At 71.9% G+C, this 16,633-nt stretch carries 15 protein-coding genes; 7 read left to right on the top strand and 8 right to left on the bottom strand.

Annotation, left to right across the window (positions count from 1 at the left end):
• Positions 1-48: 48 nt before the first annotated feature.
• The 4 genes from HP445_RS02300 to HP445_RS02285 form a co-directional block, all read right to left on the bottom strand.
• Positions 49-312 carry a hypothetical protein gene (locus HP445_RS02300; RefSeq protein ID WP_071404886.1) on the bottom strand — a complete coding sequence of 88 codons (264 nt, stop codon included), beginning with the start codon at positions 310-312 and terminating at the stop codon, positions 49-51.
• Positions 309-968 carry a DUF308 domain-containing protein gene (locus tag HP445_RS02295; protein WP_111032974.1) on the bottom strand — a complete coding sequence of 220 codons (660 nt, stop codon included), beginning with the start codon at positions 966-968 and terminating at the stop codon, positions 309-311. The genes HP445_RS02300 and HP445_RS02295 overlap by 4 nt, the downstream gene beginning before the upstream one ends.
• Before the next feature lie 142 nt (positions 969-1,110).
• Positions 1,111-3,123: a lectin-like domain-containing protein gene (locus HP445_RS02290; protein ID WP_128781435.1), complete on the bottom strand. Its 2,013-nt coding sequence runs from the start codon at positions 3,121-3,123 to the stop codon at positions 1,111-1,113.
• A gap of 109 nt (positions 3,124-3,232) precedes the next feature.
• Positions 3,233-4,885, bottom strand: a complete 1,653-nt coding sequence (locus HP445_RS02285) for a glycoside hydrolase family 13 protein (RefSeq protein ID WP_128781434.1) — start codon at positions 4,883-4,885, stop codon at positions 3,233-3,235.
• Positions 4,886-4,991: 106 nt separating this feature from the next.
• On the opposite strand from HP445_RS02285, the gene HP445_RS02280 reads away from it, so the two are divergent.
• From HP445_RS02280 to HP445_RS02260, 5 genes are all read left to right on the top strand, one after another.
• On the top strand, positions 4,992-5,558 hold the full coding sequence (locus HP445_RS02280) for an NADPH-dependent FMN reductase (protein WP_027464982.1): 567 nt from the start codon (positions 4,992-4,994) through the stop codon (positions 5,556-5,558).
• Between the two features lie 174 nt (positions 5,559-5,732).
• Positions 5,733-6,245 carry a MarR family winged helix-turn-helix transcriptional regulator gene (locus HP445_RS02275; protein WP_111024711.1) on the top strand — a complete coding sequence of 171 codons (513 nt, stop codon included), beginning with the start codon at positions 5,733-5,735 and terminating at the stop codon, positions 6,243-6,245.
• Positions 6,246-6,358: 113 nt separating this feature from the next.
• Positions 6,359-6,865: a Dps family protein gene (locus tag HP445_RS02270; protein WP_017886495.1), complete on the top strand. Its 507-nt coding sequence runs from the start codon at positions 6,359-6,361 to the stop codon at positions 6,863-6,865.
• Between the two features lie 8 nt (positions 6,866-6,873).
• Entirely contained in the window at positions 6,874-7,674 is an 801-nt protein-coding gene (locus tag HP445_RS02265) for an SDR family NAD(P)-dependent oxidoreductase (protein WP_128781433.1), read from the top strand.
• A gap of 31 nt (positions 7,675-7,705) precedes the next feature.
• On the top strand, positions 7,706-8,899 hold the full coding sequence (locus HP445_RS02260) for an NAD(P)/FAD-dependent oxidoreductase (protein WP_128781432.1): 1,194 nt from the start codon (positions 7,706-7,708) through the stop codon (positions 8,897-8,899).
• 156 nt (positions 8,900-9,055) lie between these two features.
• Here the strand turns inward: HP445_RS02260 and HP445_RS02255 are convergent, their stop codons facing one another.
• From HP445_RS02255 to HP445_RS02240, 4 genes are all read right to left on the bottom strand, one after another.
• Complete coding sequence (locus HP445_RS02255) at positions 9,056-10,126, bottom strand: alpha/beta fold hydrolase (RefSeq protein ID WP_128781431.1); 1,071 nt, start codon at positions 10,124-10,126, stop codon at positions 9,056-9,058.
• A gap of 70 nt (positions 10,127-10,196) precedes the next feature.
• On the bottom strand, positions 10,197-11,072 hold the full coding sequence (locus HP445_RS02250; RefSeq protein WP_128781430.1) for an SMP-30/gluconolactonase/LRE family protein: 876 nt from the start codon (positions 11,070-11,072) through the stop codon (positions 10,197-10,199).
• Between the two features lie 175 nt (positions 11,073-11,247).
• Positions 11,248-12,081, bottom strand: coding sequence for a DUF1206 domain-containing protein (locus tag HP445_RS02245; protein ID WP_111039758.1), 834 nt, complete (start codon positions 12,079-12,081; stop codon positions 11,248-11,250).
• Between the two features lie 127 nt (positions 12,082-12,208).
• Complete coding sequence (locus HP445_RS02240) at positions 12,209-13,375, bottom strand: RtcB family protein (protein ID WP_111032963.1); 1,167 nt, start codon at positions 13,373-13,375, stop codon at positions 12,209-12,211.
• A 514-nt stretch (positions 13,376-13,889) separates the two neighbouring features.
• On the opposite strand from HP445_RS02240, the gene HP445_RS02235 reads away from it, so the two are divergent.
• Both HP445_RS02235 and HP445_RS02230 read left to right on the top strand, forming a co-directional pair.
• Positions 13,890-15,710 carry a glycoside hydrolase family 15 protein gene (locus HP445_RS02235; RefSeq protein WP_128781429.1) on the top strand — a complete coding sequence of 607 codons (1,821 nt, stop codon included), beginning with the start codon at positions 13,890-13,892 and terminating at the stop codon, positions 15,708-15,710.
• Positions 15,711-15,756: 46 nt separating this feature from the next.
• Complete coding sequence (locus tag HP445_RS02230; protein ID WP_110864991.1) at positions 15,757-16,359, top strand: DnaJ family domain-containing protein; 603 nt, start codon at positions 15,757-15,759, stop codon at positions 16,357-16,359.
• Positions 16,360-16,633: the final 274 nt, after the last annotated feature.

Genomic DNA, 16,633 nt, shown 5'->3' with positions numbered 1-16,633 from the left:
CCGCCCGGAGCCGTCAGCTGTCGGCCGTCAGCTGTCAGACATCAGCGGTCAGTGGAAGTCGTCGCCGTCGCCCTCGCCCGGCGTCTTGTGCCCGCCGAGCATGTCGTTGTCGTCCTGCTCGCTCGACGAGGCGAGCTGCAGCATCGCGAGCACGACGACGACCACGATGAACGCGACGCCGAGGAAGATCACGGCCAGCTGCAGTTCCCGCGTCGAGAACAGCACGACGAGCCCGGTGAACACCGCGATGATCGCGGAGATCCCGAGGAGCTCGACCGGGCGCAGACGGTCACGACGGCTGGGGGTGGTCATGCGTGTGGTGCTCCGTCCGGGGCGACGGCCGGCGTGGCCGTGCCCCACTTGTGCGAGAGGCCGGCGATCACGTGGAAGACGGCCGTGATGGCGAGGTACGCGCCGAGCAGGCCGACGAGCACGATCGAGGCGTCGAGGGTGCCGGTGACCTGCTCCACGCCACCGAGCTGCTGGGAGTAGTCCGGCGGCGTGACGAGGAAGGCGACCGCGAGCAGCAGCGTGAGGCCGCCGATCGTGGTCCAGTCGCGAGCGAAAGGCGAGCGTCGACGGGCACGGAGCCCCTGCGACAGCTCGAGGGCCCCGGTCAGCACCGCGAACGCGACGATGACCGTGATGAAGGCCGGCAGCCCGAACCCGTTGCACGCGAACGCGGCGACGGCGGCGAGCAGGGTGATGACGGCCTGCAGCAGGGTCGTGCGACGCGATCGACCGTCGAGGGGCAGTCGGGAGATCCCGCCGAACAGGAGCACGAGACCCTCGATCAGGGCGAAGCCGCCGAACAGCAGGAGACCGTAGCCCGCGGCGTGGTTGGTCGAGAAGGTGATCACCATCGCGACGACCGCTGCGGGGACCGCCCGGAGGATCGGGATCGGCCAGTACCGCGCGCGCTGGGTCGCGTCTTCCACGGTGGTGGCGTCGTCCACGGTGTCGGACACGAGACCTCTTTCGGGCATGCGGATCGTGGATCCGATCCTACCGCCGGTGGGGTGGACGCCCGACCGGAGCGGACTCGGCCCCTGTGGACGTCCACACCCGTGCACCGGGACGACACCGCCGTCCGGTGCCGTCCCGGCGGTGTCAGGGCTGCTGCGGGTCGTCGGTCGGCGCGTTCCGACGAGCACGACGTCGCGCGAGCCGCCAGCACACGGACCCGGCGGCGGCGGCCAGGGCGGCGAGCGCCGCGGCGAGGCCGAGCCCTTCGGCGCCGGTGTAGGCGAGGGCTCCGACGGGGGCAGCCGCCCGACGGTCGGCTGCGGGGTCACCCGCTCCGCCGTCGTCGGCACCGGCGCCGTCACCGTCGTCGCCGCCGGAACCGTCACCACCGGCGTCCCCGTCGTCCGGAGCCGGCCCGGTCGTCGGCACGGGGCCGCTCGTCGGCGCGGGGCTCGGCGCGGGCCCCTCGTCGTCCGGACCCACGACGATCGCGACGCCGGTGGACGGGTCGCCGCCGTCCGCGTCGGTCGGCGAGGTCGCCGTCGCCACGTTCACCACGTCGGAGCCGTCCCCCTGGTACGCGGGGTCGAGCTCGGCGCGGATCCGGAAGTCCAGGGTCTCGCCCACCTCGAGCGACACGTCGGAGCTGCAGGTCACCCGCTGCCCCTCGGCCGTGCACCCGTCGTCGGAGCCCACGAACCGCATGGCCCGGGGCAGGTCGTCGACCGCCCCGACCTGCTGCGCCACGGACGGCCCCCGGTTCCGGGCCGTCACGAGGTACTCGACCTCGTCACCGGGCCGCACGGTCGACGGCGACACCGACTTGTCGGTCTCGACGTCGGCGGCGATCACCGGTGCTGTCACGGTGGTGGTCGCCCGCGAGGCGTTGTCGGCCTCGTTCGTGTCGGACAACGAGGTCGGCGGGGCGATGGTCGCCACGCTCTCCAGCGCTCCGGACGTGCCCTCGGCCACCCGGCCCTCGATCGTGACGACGGCCGAACCCCCTCGGGGCAACGACAGGTCGGTCGCGACGTCACCGGTGCCCGACCCGGTCGCGCAGGCGGAGCCGTCCGCAGCCGTGCAGGTCCAGGTGACGTCCTCGACGCCGTCGGGCACGTCGACCTGCAGCGGGCTCGGGTCGGCGGCGTTCGGGCCGGGGTTCCGCGCCGTCACGGTGTAGCGGAGCGGTTCGCCGGCCGTCGCGGTCGCGGGCAGGTCGTGCTCGACGGACAGGTCCGCCGGCTTCCAGACCCGGAGCGCGTCGACCTCGTGCTTGTCGACGTGGCTGCCGGTGGCACCGGCGAACCCGAGGCGCAGCGTGCTCGGCAGCGCGGCCTGGCCGTCGCCGTGCAGCGGGACCGAGTCGAGCACGGTGCGCATGGTCGAGCCGACCTGCAGCCGGACGGAGACCGCGAGCCCGCCGCCGTCGTCGGGCAGCAGGGTGATCCGGACCGTCCGGGGCGTCGAACCGGCCGTCACGGTGCCGCCCGGTGCCGCGGCACCCGCGACGTACCGGTAGCCCTCGGTCCCGTTGCCGGAGCCCCGGACGACCACGTGGTCGGGCTGCGCTCCGGGACCGGACCCGTTGATGCGTGACGAGAAGTTGCCGTAGTGGTCGATCGCGACGGCCGCGAAGCCCCCGGGGACGCCCGGCAGGTCGCACTCCCGGCCCCCGCCCTCGGTCGCTTCCTTGCGGCAGGCGTACCCGAGACCGGCGCCGAAGGACCCGACGCCCTGCGCCGCAGCGCCGTCGGCCAGGTACAGCAGCAGGCCGTCGGCGCCGGGGTCGTCCTTCTCGGTGTGCATCGCGTACGTGAACTCGATCTCGAGCCCGGTGTCCGACGGGAACGTGTCGTTCGTCGACCACGCTCCCGCCTGGTTCCGGACGTCGTCGGTCAGGCGCAGTCGACCGCCGGACACCGCCGCGTCACCGTGCAGGGCACCGCCGGACGCACTGGAGAACTGGTTGACGTACGGGAAGTCGAGGGCGGCCGCACTCGACCCGGACGGCAGGACCGCGGGTGCCGCGAGCACGCCGAGCGCGGTCAGGGTGGCGCACGCCGCGGCGAGACGGCGGACGACCCGCGAGCGGAACGACCGCCGGTCGAGGGAAGGCGCTGGGGCAGGAGCTGGAGCTGATGCAGTGGGATCTGTCATGCCCCGATGCTCGCGACCGGGACGTCACCCCCGGGCGGCGGCGAGACGATCTGTGGAACGCCCCCACGGGCCTCCCGGCTGTGGAGGACGAACGACGCGAGCGGACCGCTCAGGCCAGCCACACCGTCGTCTCACCCGGCAGCAGCCCCGGTGCGACCCCGTCGAGCGGCCCGGACGCGACGACGACGGTCCCGGCCGGCAGGGGCACCGGCGCGGTGCCGAAGTTCGTGACCGACCGCCAGCCGTCGTGCCGCGCGAACGCCACGACCTCGGAGCCGGACTCCAGCCACGTCAGCGCCTCCCCCTGCTGCAGCCGACGCCGGGCGGCCAGCGCCCGGCGGTACAGCGACAGGGTCGACTCGGGATCGCCGTCCTCGGCCTCGACCGAGGACTCCCCGAAGTCCTGCGGCTGCGGCAGGTGCGGTGCGACGTCCCCGAAGCCGAACGACGGTCCGGAGCGCGTCCACGGGATCGGTACGCGGCAGCCGTCCCGGCCCTTGACGGTGTGTCCGGTGCGGAGCCACTTCGGGTCCTGCAGCAGGTCGCGCGGGATCGCGGCGGCCTCGTGCAGCCCGAGTTCCTCGCCCTGGTAGACGTACGACGACCCGGGCAGCGCCAGCATCAGCATCGTCGCCGCTCGAGCACGACGGAGCCCCCGTGCACGGTCGAGCTCCGGCGTCGTGCCGTCCGTCATGAGCCAGGCGTCGGTGTCGGTGCCGTCCGGCAGGCCGTAGCGGGTGGGGTGCCGCACGACGTCGTGGTTCGACAGCACCCAGGTGCTCGAGGCACCGGACTGCTCCGAGGCGGCCAGGTTCCGCTCGATGATCCGACGGAACACATCGGGCTCGAACGGGGCCTCGAGCAGGTCGAAGTTGAAGGCCTGCCCGAGCTCCGTCGGCCGGGCGTACAGGACACGGCGGGGTGCCGGGGCCCATGCCTCGGCGACCGCGGCACGGGGCGGGTCGTACTCGTCGAGCACCCGGCGCCAGGTGGCGAAGATCTCGTGCACCTCGTCGCGGTCGTACAGCGGGTCGGAACCGTCGAGCGGCAGGTCCTGCTCGTTCGACGGCCGGTACGGGGTCGACAGGTCCTTCGCCAGCCCGTGCGCGACGTCCACGCGGAACCCGTCGACGCCGCGGTCGGACCAGAAGCGGAGCGTGTCCTCGAAGTCGGCGCGGACCTCGGGGTTCGACCAGTCCAGGTCCGGCTGCTCGGGGGCGAACAGGTGCAGGTACCACTGCCCGTCCGGAACCCGGGTCCACGCGCTGCCGCCGAAGTTCGACACCCAGTCGCTCGGCGGCAGTTCCCCGGAGGCGCCGGAGCCCTCGCGGAACACGTACCGCGCACGCTCGGCCGACCCCGACCCCGGCGCGGACGCCAGCGCAGCCCGGAACCACTCGTGCTGGTCCGAGGTGTGGTTCGGCACGATGTCGACGATGACCTTGAGGTCGTGCTCGTGGGCGGCCCTGACCAGGGCGTCCAGGTCGTCGAGGGACCCGAGCTTCGGGTCGACGGCGCGGTAGTCGGCGACGTCGTAACCACCGTCGGCGAGCGGCGACGGGAAGAACGGGGAGAGCCACAGGGCATCGACGCCCAGCGACGCCAGGTACGGCACCCGGCTCGTGATGCCCGCGACGTCACCGAGCCCGTCGCCGTCCGTGTCGGCGAAGCTGCGCGGGTAGACCTGGTAGACGACGGCATCGCGCCACCAGGTCGGGTCGGTGGTTCGTGGCGTGCTGGCCGGGGTCCGAAGCGTGGTCACGACGCCACCGTACTCAGCGGACCGGGAATAGCGCCCCCTACGATCGCATTGGTTGTCGCTGACACCTTTCCGTCCAGCAACAGCATCCCGCAACAGAAGGAGCTCCATGACGAACGTCCTCGTCCTCGTCGGCAGCCTGCGCGCCGACTCCATCAACCGCAAGCTCGCCGAGGCCGCCGCGCACCACGCGCCGGAGGGCATCGAGCTGCACACCTTCGACGGCATCGTCGACCTGCCGTTCTACAACGAGGACATCGACGGCGACACCCCGCCCGCCGCTGCCGTCGCCTTCCGCGACGCCGTCGCCACCGCGGACGCCGTCCTGCTGATCACCCCCGAGTACAACGGCACCATCCCCGCCGTCCTGAAGAACGCGCTCGACTGGGGTTCGCGTCCGTTCGGCGCCTCGCCGCTGTCCGGCAAGCCCCTCGCCGTGATCGGCTCGGCGTTCGGCCAGTACGGCGGCGTCTGGGCCCACGACGACGCCCGCAAGGCCGCCGGCATCGCCGGCGCGAAGGTCCTGGAGGACGTCAAGGTCGCCATCCCGCAGTCGGTCGTCCGCTTCGCGGAGACCCACCCGCGTGAGGACGCCGAGGTCACGACGCTCGTGCAGGGCGCGCTCACCGCGCTCGCCGAGGCCGCAGCCGGCACGGACGAGCAGGCAGCCGCGTAACGCGACGAACCACCGGACAGGAGGCCCGTGGCGACCCCGCCACGGGCCTCCTGTCCGTCCGGTGCGGACGCAACGGTCGTTGCGAACGCATCGGACGGTGCGGACGCACCGGTCGTGGCGGAACCCGGGAGTCCGCTAGACGACCGAGATACGAGACGGGTTACCCTGAACGCCATGTCGACGCAGGAGATCACCGAGGCGTCCGGGTACTGGTTCCCGGACGACGACGCGACCCAACGCGGGGTCGCGGTGCTGAACGCCCTGCGCCGGTACCGGTCCGCCGAGACGGCCATGCGCCGCCGGACCCGTGACTCGATGGGCATGGGCGAGACCGACCTGCTCGCCGTGCGCTTCCTGCTGCAGGCGCAGCGCTCCGGCACCGCCGTGAGCCCGAAGGACCTCGCCGCGTACCTCAAGATCTCGTCGGCCTCGACGACGATCCTCATCGACCGCCTGGTCAAGTCGAACCACGTCCGCCGCGACCCGCACCCCACCGACCGCCGGGCCCTCGTCATCACGCCGACGACCGAGACCGACGACGAGGTCCGCGCCACGCTCGGTGTGATGCACCGCCGGATGATGTCGATCGCCGAGGGGCTCCCCGCGTCCGAGGCGCGGATCGTCGCCGGCTTCCTGGAGCAGATGCGCGACGCCGTCGACCAGGTCGACCCCGCGCCGTCGCACTGAGCGACGCTGCACCGAACGCCCTCGGGGGACGCTGCCTCCGAGCGCACTGAGAGCGTGCACTGCGGCACCGCGTAGACCGGAACGGTCACACCGACGCGAAAGGAGCCACAACCATGCACGCTTCGGACAAGATGGCCAAGAACCTCCAGGCGGTCCTCGTGGACCTCATCGACCTGCACCTGCAGGGCAAGCAGGCCCACTGGAACATCCTGGGCACGAACTTCCGCGACCTCCACCTGCAGCTCGACGAGATCGTCGACGCAGCCCGTGAGTTCGCCGACGACACCGCCGAGCGCATGCGTGCGCTGTACCTCGTGCCGGACGGCCGCTCGGCGACCGTCTCCGCGGGCAGCCACCTCGACGCGTTCCCCTCGGGCGAGATCACCACGCACGACGCCATCGACCAGGTCACGCTCCGGCTGTACCAGGCGACGGGCACCATGCGCGACGTCCACGACGAGGTCGACGAGGAAGACCCGACGACCGCGGACCTGCTCCACGGCTTCATCGAGCGCCTCGAGCAGCTCGCGTGGATGGTCTCCGCCGAGAACCGCGCGCCCAGCACCCCGCTGGCCTCCGCCACCACGCCCGCCGTCGCCGACGCGTCGGCACACGCGTAGGGGCCCGGGTGGACCTCGGTATCCAGGGCAAGACCGCACTCGTCTTCGGCGGCGACTCCGGCATCGGCTGGAACACGGCGCGCATCCTCCTGGCTGAGGGTGCGACCGTGGTCGTCACCGACATCGACCAGAGCCGTCTGGACACCAGTGCCGACCAGCTCGAGGCGCCGCTCGGCAAGCTGCACGCGTTCGCCGCCGACGTCCGGAGCGCCGAGAGCCTCGCCGCCCTGCACGACAAGGTGCGCGAAGCCGTCGGCGAGATCGACATCCTGGTGCAGTCCTCGGGCGTCACCGGTGCCCAGGGCATGTTCCACGAGATCGACGAGGCCGGTTGGGCGGAGACGATCGACATCGACCTGATGGGGCCGGTGCGGATCACCCGCGAGTTCATCGGCGATCTGCGCCAGGGCGGCTGGGGACGCATCGTCTACCTGGTGTCCGAGGACGCCTCGCAGCCGTACGACGACGAACTGCCCTACTGCGCCGCGAAGGCCGGGGTGCTCTCGTTCGCCAAGGGCCTGTCGCGCTCCTACGCCTCCGAGGGCCTGCTGGTGAACACGGTCTCCCCCGCGTTCATCCACACGCCGATGACCGACGCGATGATGGACAAGCGGGCGAAGCAGCGCGGGACCTCGTTCGACGAGGCCATCGGCAGCTTCCTCGAAGAGGAGCGGCCGTACATGGAGCTCAAGCGCCGCGGCGAGCCGGAAGAGGTCGCGAACGTGGTGGCCTTCCTGTGCTCGGACCTGGCCAGCTTCGTGAACGGCGCCAACTACCGGGTCGACTCCGGCTCGGTCGCCTCGATCTGATCGTGGCACCACAGCACCGCCAGGAGGCGTCATGACCGACTTCCGCTACCTCATCGTCGGCGGCGGGATGGTCGCCGACGCTGCTGCCCGCGGCATCCGCGAGCTCGACACCGACGGGTCGATCGGCATCCTCAGCGAGGACGTCGACCGGCCCTACGCCCGGCCCGCGCTCTCGAAGAAGCTCTGGACCGACCCGGACTTCAGCTGGGACGACAAGGTCGACCTGCACACCGAGGAGACCGGGGCACAGTTCGTCCTGGGAACCGCGGTCACCGCGATCGACCGTGCCGCGAAGACCGTCACGACGGCCGACGGCGCGACCCACGGCTACGAGCGGCTCCTGCTCGCGACCGGCGGGAAGCCCCGGGGGCTGCCGGGGCTGTCCCCGTCGGCACGCGTGCTCGACTACCGCAGCGCGTCGGACTACCGCCGGCTGCGCGAACTCGCGGACGCCGGAGCGCACGTCGCCGTCGTGGGCGGCGGGTACATCGGTCAGGAGATCACGGCGGGGATCGTGCAGAACGGTACACGCGTCACGCTGGTCGACCCGGACGAGGTCGTCGGCGGACGGATGTTCCCGGACGACCTGGCTCGGGCGTTCCAGCAGCGCTTCGTCGACCACGGCGTCGAGCTCCGCACCGGTCGTCGGGTGTCCGAGGGCACCGAGACGGCAGACGGCGTGCGACTGACGCTCGACGACGGTTCCGTGGTCGAGGCAGACGCGGTCGTCGCCGGACTCGGCATCGAACCCGCCACGCAGCTCGCCGCCGACGCCGGACTCACCGTCCGCGACGGCATCGTGGTGACCTCGACACTGCTCACCGACGACGACTCCGTGTTCGCCGCCGGTGACGTCGCCGAGTACCCGGACCGCATCCTCGGCACCCGCCGGGTGGAACACGTTGACAACGCCCAGCAGCAGGGTCGGCAGGCCGGCCGCAACCTGGCGGACGCCGATGAGACCTACGACCACACGCCGATGTTCTACTCCGACGTCTTCGACATGGGGTACGAGGCCGTGGGGCAGGTCAGCTCGAAGCTCCGCACGGTCGAGGACTGGCAGGACCCCACCGTCACCGGCGTCGTCTACTACCTGGACGACGACGACACGGTCCGGGGCGTGCTGCTCTGGAACGTGTGGGACAAGACCGACGAGGCCCGCAAGGTCCTCGCCGAGGCGAACGCGCTGACGCCCGACATGCTGCCGGGCCGCATCACGCCCTGACCGCTCGCCCGTCGCGGTGGTCGCGACGCCCTGGAGGCCCGGTGCCGGTCCGATGGACCGGCACCGGGCCTCCAGGCGGTCACCCGCAGATCGCGGCGGACGCTGGTCCGACCGTGGTCGCTACTTCGACGGCGCTGGCTACTTCGACCGTGCTCGCTACTTCGACTCCGGCGCGACCTCGTCGACGACCGCCCGGCGATCGACCGGGTCGACCGGCAGGTCGTCGCCGTCCGCCATCGCGACGGCGTGTGCGGACTTGGCCGCCTCGAGCGTCTCGTCGTCGTTCCGGGCCATCCCGAACAGCTCGATGAACCGCGACTTGACCAGCAACCAGGCGTCCCCCGGGCTGAGCCGCGCCAGGTCCGACGACGTCGAGTCGTCGCGCACCCGCTGCAGCGACGACACGCCCCGGTCGGGGATCCGGTGGTCGACGTGCGCCACGGCGAGCCGCGCGACCGCGTCGGCCTGTGCGTGCATGACCGAGTGTGCGCCGTCGACGACCTCACGGAGGACCGCGTACGGGAACACCCGCGCCAGCCGACGGACCCAGTCCCGCGGCACCATCGCGTCGTGCTCACCGCGGACGATCAGGGTGCGGGCCTGCACGTGGGCGGCGCGCTCCTCGATCGGGAACGCGATCATCCGCGGCAGGACCTTCCGGAACCAGTGCCAGCCGCACAGTGCGTACGCCGTGATGCCGTGCCAGCGGACCGCGGCGGGCTCGTGCAGCGTCGACCGGAGGAACCGGAACGCCGACTGCCGCACGGTCCGTGCCGACGAGTCGACCACCGGGCTGATGAGCACGAGGTCGGAGATCCCCGGACGGCGGGCGGCGACCTCGGTGACGACCTGCGTGCCCATCGAGTGCCCGACCAGGACCGGGTCCTGGAGCCCGAGGTCGTCGATGACCCGCTCGACCGCGTCGGCGTAGCGCTCGATCGAGACCTTGCCGCGGAACCGCGGGACGCCGGCGAAGCCCGGCAGGTCGAGCGCGTGCACCGGCCCGTTCTCGTTGAGGTGCGGGGCGAGCCGCTCGTAGTAGGTCGAGGCGATGCCGAGCCCCGCGACGAGCACGAAGGCCCGCTCGCCCGGCTCACCGATCGAGCTCACCCGGACGTAGGTGCCGTCGACCGCGACCCGGTCCACCTGCACCGTGACGTCGGCGTCCTCGGCCTGGGCGAGCTCGCCGGCCGGGTCCGGCCGGGCTGCCTGGCGTTCGTCGTCCACGTGGGTCTCCTCCGGTCGGGCGGTCGCCCAGGATACCCGGCCGCCGTCCGCGCGGGCGGCGACGACGTGCTCAGCCGCTGAAGGTGTTCGCGGGGAACCCGTGCACCGTCGTCGGCACCGCGAAGACCGCACCGGACCGCGGCGCCTGCTCCAGGTCCTGCTCGGTGAGGTTCTCGCGGGCCGTCCCGACGAAGAGCGTCGACATGTCCGGACCGCCGAACGCCACCGACGTCGGGTTGGCGACGGGGAGCTCCACCGTCTCCAGGTGCGAGCCGTCGGGCCCGTAGCGCTCGACGCGGGATCCGCCGTAGATCGCGCTCCAGAAGCAGCCCTCGTCGTCGCGGACCAGGCCGTCGTGCGCCTGACCGACGATGAACGGCTCGAGTTCGCCGAGCTCGCCGTCCGGGCCGTACGACCCGCGGAAGACCGTCGAGGCGCTGGTGTCGGTGACGTACATCGTGCTGCCGTCCTCCGACCACTCCATGCCGTTCGTCACCCCGAAGCCGCCGCGGAGCACCCGGGTCGTGCCGTCGGCCTCGATCGAGTAGAGCGCAGCGTCGGGTTCGCCCGTCGTCACGTTCATGCTGCCGACCAGGAACCGGCCGAACGGGTCGCACTTGCCCTCGTTGAACCGGTTGCCCGAGGTGCTGTGGGTGACGCGGGCGATCTCGCGCTCCACGGCACCCTGCTCGTCGGTCACCACGACGGTGTCGCCGAGGGCCGCGACGAACCCGCCGGAGGCCCGGGGCTGGAAGCTCGCCAACGGGGGCGGCAGCGGCACGCTCGAGCGCACGGTGCCGTCGGCCTCGGCGGTGTTGAGGGTGCCGAGGGTGATGTCGGCCCACCGGAGCAGCTGTGCGGACGGGTCCCAGACGATGCTCTCGGCGAGGACCGCTCGGGCGTCGGCGAAGACGGTCGCGGGGCCGGTGGTGGCGTTGGTGCGCATCGACCCCGTCTACCGCGGGGGCGGTCCGTGCTCGCTCAGGCGTGCGCGGCGGCGCGGTCGCGCGTGGCGCGGCGGCGAGTTCACGGGCTCAGCGACACCTCACGCCCGCTTCGGCCCGTGAGGTGTCGGGCAGCGCGAAAGTCCGCGCCGGCCCGGTCGTCCGTGCGCCCGCGGGTCAGAGGCGGGCGAACCGCGCGCGGAAGAAGCTGTAGACGCCGAAGGCCAGGAACCCGATGCCGATCGCGACGAGGACGAACACCCCACCGGGCATGCTCCGCACCGCGTCGAAGGCGGCGTCGAGGCCGGTGGCCTGGTCGGGGTCGCTCTGCAGCCCCGCGACGGCGATGAGCACGCCCACGATGACCACGGCGACGCCCTTGCCGACGTACCCGACGACGCCGAGCACGGTGACCACGCGGTCGAGCTGGCCCGACGGTCGCGTGATCTGCTTGCGGAACGACCGGCGGCAGCCGATCACCACGAGGCCGATGCCGACGGCGACCGCGATCGCCCCGGCCAGGACCAGCACGAACACCCCGCCCGGTGTCGCCAGGGTCTTCGCCGCGGCACTCTGCGACGAGCTGCTCGAGCTCGACCCGGCACCGAGCGCGTACGAGGCCGCCGAGTAGGCGATCACGCCGTAGACCACGGCCTTCGCGACGTCCTTCAGCCGGGCGAGCCAGCCCCGGGTGGTGTCGGAACGGCCGCCGACGATCGCCTCGACGACCAGGCGCACGGTGAGTGCGGCCGTGCCGACGGCGATCAGCCAGAGCAGGAACACCCCGCCGGGGACCGCGGCGATCTGCTGCAGCGCACCGGACTGGTCCGTCTCGCCACCCGAGGACGCGTTGCCGATCCCGAGCAGGATCGCCAGGTACCCGATCAGCAGGTGGACGATGCCGCTGCCGACGAACCCGGCGCGTGCCGTGACCTCGAACCAGCGGCTGTCGGCCGCCCGCCGGACCTGTCGTCCGGTTTCCTTCGCTGCGTGCTCCGCCGTGTCGCTCATCACGGCCCAGCGTGCCCGACGCGTGCCGTCCTGTCCGGGGCGCGCCGGGCCGTGCGGTCCGCAACGTGGCGGACGGGAGGCCCGTGGCGGTGCCGCCACGGGCCTCCCGTCCGTCGGTGGGCGCGTCTCAGTCGCCCTTCACGTTGACGACCTGCCGCAGGGTGTGCCGGATCGACACGAGGTCCTCGGCGTCCGCCATGACCTGGTCGATCGGCTTGTAGGCCGCCGGGATCTCGTCGAGGAACGCGTCGGTGTCGCGGTACTCGATGCCGGCCATCGCCTCGCGCAGCTGCTCGTGGGTGAAGGTCCGCCGGGCAGCGCTCCGCGAGAACAGCCGACCCGCACCGTGCGGGGACGACTCGAGCGAGGGCTTGTTGCCGAGTCCCTCGACCACGTACGACGCGGTGCCCATCGACCCGGGGATCAGGCCGGGCTGACCGGCCTTCGCCTGGATCGCACCCTTGCGCGACACCCACACGGACTTGCCCCAGTGCGTCTCACGCTGCGTGAAGTTGTGGTGGCAGTTGATCCGCTCGCGCTCGTCGACGGGCGTGCCGACAGCCTCGGACAGCTGCCGCACGACGCGGTCCATCATCTCCTCGCGGTTGAGCAGCGCGAAGTGCTGGGCCCACCGCAGCTCGGCGATGTACCGGTCGAACTCCGGCGTGCCCTCGACCAGGTACGCCAGGTCGGGGTCCGCCAGCTGGATCCACCATCGCTCCATCGCCTTCTTGGCGACCTTGATGTGGCGCTGCGCGATCTTGTTGCCGACGCCCCGCGACCCGGAGTGCAGGAAGAGCCAGACCCGGTCCTGCTCGTCGAGGGAGACCTCGATGAAGTGGTTGCCGGAGCCGAGCGTGCCGAGCTGGTTCCGCCAGCCGCCGTGCACGCCGTCGGGGTCGAACCCCGCGGTCTCGGCCATCGCCTCGAGCTCGGCGATCCGGGGTACGGCGGTCGCCACGATCTTCCGGTTCGACGCACCGGCCGACAGCGGGATCGCGCGCTCGATCTGCTCGCGCAGCCCCTGCAGGTCGGCGGGCAGGTCGGTGGCGGTGAACTGCGTGCGGACCGCGATCATGCCGCAGCCGATGTCCACGCCGACGGCCGCCGGCATGATCGCGCCGAGGGTCGGGATGACCGACCCGACGGTGGCCCCGAGGCCCAGGTGTGCGTCGGGCATGAGGGCCAGGTGCGGGAACACGAACGGCATGCGCGCGGTCGTGCGGGCCTGCTGCTCGGTGTTGTCCTCGAGCATCGAGGCCCAGCTGAGCAATCGGTCGTTGATCTTCTTCATGGAGTCGTCTCGCTTTCGTGACGGTCGAGGTGACGGTCCGAGACGGTCGTACGCCGGGCCTCCTGGTCGTCGCCGGACGTGGCGGACGGAAGGAAGCGGTGCTGACGAACGCCCCGGGCCGGGTGGGCACGGGGCGTCGTGGGACGTCGCGTGCCTACGCGGGATAGCGGAGGGACCACTGCTGCTCGGGCAGCACGGCGGCCGCGGCGAGCTGGAGCTCGACGCGTTCCTCGTTGTGCTGCACGGTGCGCATGCGCGGTCCTTCCGGTGTGCCCGGGGCGGGCGGTCTGCCGATCGGCAGGAGCACGACGCTAGTGCGACACGCCCGGGATGCGCAAGTCGCGTGGGCGTGTCGGCTGGGCGCCGGGGGTTCGCCGACGGTTGTCCTTGGGTGTTCCGGCGGTGCGCGGGGGGTGCTCCGGCGGTTCTCCACAGGCGGGAGGCCCGGCGTGCGTTCTCCACGAGGGGTACGTCCGCCTGATGGTCGCCACCGGGGCCGGGGCAGGCTGGACGCATGACCGAGCGCACGCGAGACACCCCCGACGCGACCGAGAACGAGGAACGAACGAACGGGTACGTCCCGCTCCGTTCGTACGGCGCGATCGGCGACGGGCGGACGGTCGCCCTCATCGCGCTCGACGGCCGGATCGACTGGCTGCCGATCCCGTCGATGGACTCGCCGCCGGTGTTCGCGAGCATCGTCGACGCCGAGCACGGCGGACACGTCGCCCTGCGGCCGGTGGACGACCAGGCGCAGGTGTCCCGCGCCTACCTGCCGGGGACGAACGTGCTCGTGACGACGTGGACGACCCCGTCCGGCACCGCCACCGTGACCGACGCCATGGTCACCGGTGTGGCCGGACGCCTGCCGTGGGCCGAGATCGGCCGCTGCGTGCAGGGGGTCGAAGGGTCGGTCGAGATGGAGTGGGCGGTCGTGCCCGGCACGATCCTGAACACGGCGGAACCGCGCCGACTCGACACCGCGAACGGCACGGTGATCGGCATCGACGGCGTGACCATCGCGATCGTGGAGCAGGGCTTCGAACCGGTGCACGACGACGGCCCCCGGTTCTCCGGACGGTTCTCGACGACCGAGGGCTCGAAGTCGATCCTGACCATCGTCGGCACGTACGACGAACCGATCTTCCTGCCCGAGCCCGAGCGCACCCTCGAGGGCGTCGACCGCACGATCGAGAACTGGGCGACCTGGTCGAAGGAGTTCAGCTACGACGGCCCCTGGTCGGACGCGGTCCAGCGCAGCGCCCTCGCCCTGAAGCTCCTGATCTTCGCCCCCACCGGCGCCATCGCCGCAGCCCCGACGACGAGCCTGCCCGAGGACCGCACCGGCGGGAAGAACTGGGACTACCGGTTCGCCTGGGTGCGCGACCTGGCGTACACGGTGCACGCGCTCACCCGCTTCGGCCTGCGCGAGGAGACGCACGCCGCCGTGTCGTGGGTGATGCGCACGATCGCCGAGCACGACGAGACGATGCCGATCTTCTACGGGCTCGACGGGTCGAAGAGCGACACCGTCGAGGAGCGTGACGTCCCGGGCTGGAACGGCATCGGGCCGGTCACGATCGGCAACCGCGCCGGTGACCAGCTGCAGCTCGGGGTCTGGGGCGACGTGTTCGAGATCATGCGCCAGTACGTCCGAGCCGGCAACGTCCTCGACCGCAAGACGGCCTCGGTGCTGCAGGACCTGGCCGACGACGCGTGCCACCGTTGGCCGGAGCCCGACTCGGGCATGTGGGAGCTGCAGGAGGCGCAGCACTACACGACGAGCAAGATCGGCTGCTGGCAGGCGCTCGACGCCGCGGTCGAGCTGCACGACGCGGGGATGATCGACGGCCCGCGCGAGAAGTGGATCGAGAACCGCGAGCTCATCGAGGACTGGGTCGCCGAGAACGGGTGGAACGAGGAGCTCGGCCACTACGTCATGTACCCGGGCACCGACGCGCTCGACTGCTCGATCCTGTTGCACGCGATGTCGGCGTTCGACCGTGGACCGCGCATGGAGTCCACGATCCGGGCGATCGAGGAGCAGCTGCAGCACGGCCCGCTCGTGTACCGGTACTCCGGCATCCAAGACGAGGAATCGCCGTTCGTGGCGTGCTCGTTCTGGCTCGCTGCGGCTCTCGCCTGCGTCGGACGGGTCGACGACGCGAAGCAGCTGATGGACGACATGGTCGCGCAGGCGAACGACGTCGGCCTGTTCAGCGAGATGCTCAGTGCCGTCGACGGGGACTTCATGGGCAACATCCCCCAGGGTCTGTCGCACCTGGCCCTCATCCAGGCCGCGCTGACCATCGAAGAAGTCTCAGAGAAGTCCTGACCGGGCTGGACGAACCGTCGGGGGCGCGGGGCATCATGGTCTGACGATGAACGACGTCGATGCACGGATGGACCGGCTCCGCAGAGCCGCGCGCTACCGCTACCAGCAGCTCGTCGACCAGGAGATCGAGCGGGGGTCGCTCGACCCCGACGAGGTGCGGTCGGAACGTGAGGAACGTCGGCTGCTCAAGGCCGCCGACGTCGCCGCGCACGCCCGGGCCCAGATCGCGGAGGCCGAGCGCCGCGGGGTCTTCGAGGGCAACCCGTACCACGGCAAGCCGCTGCCGGGCCTCGACGGGCAGCACGACCCGGACTGGTGGATCAAGTCGAAGATCGAGCGTGAGGACATCCGGGGCATCGCGCCGCCGGCCCTGGCACTCCGGACCGAGGACGCCGAACTCGACGACGCACTCGACGCGCTGTCGCTGGAGTCCGACGTGCGGGACGTCCTCGTGGACTTCAACGCGCGGGTGAAGGAAGCCCGGCGGCAGCTGCTCGGCGGGCCGCCGGTGGTGACGCCGATGCGCGACGTCGAGGCCGAGGTGCTCGCCTGGCGGGAGCGCCGCGAGGTGCGCATGGCTTCGGCCGCGCGGGCTGCGGAGCAGGCACGGCTCGAGGCGAAGCCGCGGCGGTGGTGGCGGCGCCGCTGAGCGGTGGCGCGGTGCGGCGCGGGGGCGGATTTTGCGCTGAGCGACAGACCACGCGAACGTGAGCACGTGAGGTGTCGCCCAGCCCGTGACGACGGCGGCCGCCGGCGGTTCGCGCAACGCAAGTCGGCCCGGACCGCGCTGCTGCGTGGTCCGGGCCGATTGTGGTGGTGCGGGGTGTTACTTGATCTGTGCGGTGATGGTGGCGGTGCCGACGAGGAGGCCGCGCTTGACGGCGTCGGTGCCGAAGGTCTTGTTCAGCAGGCCGGCGGCGTCT

Origin of the sequence: Curtobacterium flaccumfaciens, assembly GCF_013359815.1 — a bacterium.
In the GTDB taxonomy this organism is placed as follows: domain Bacteria; phylum Actinomycetota; class Actinomycetes; order Actinomycetales; family Microbacteriaceae; genus Curtobacterium; species Curtobacterium flaccumfaciens.
This window is presented reverse-complemented; position numbering and strand designations above follow the sequence as displayed.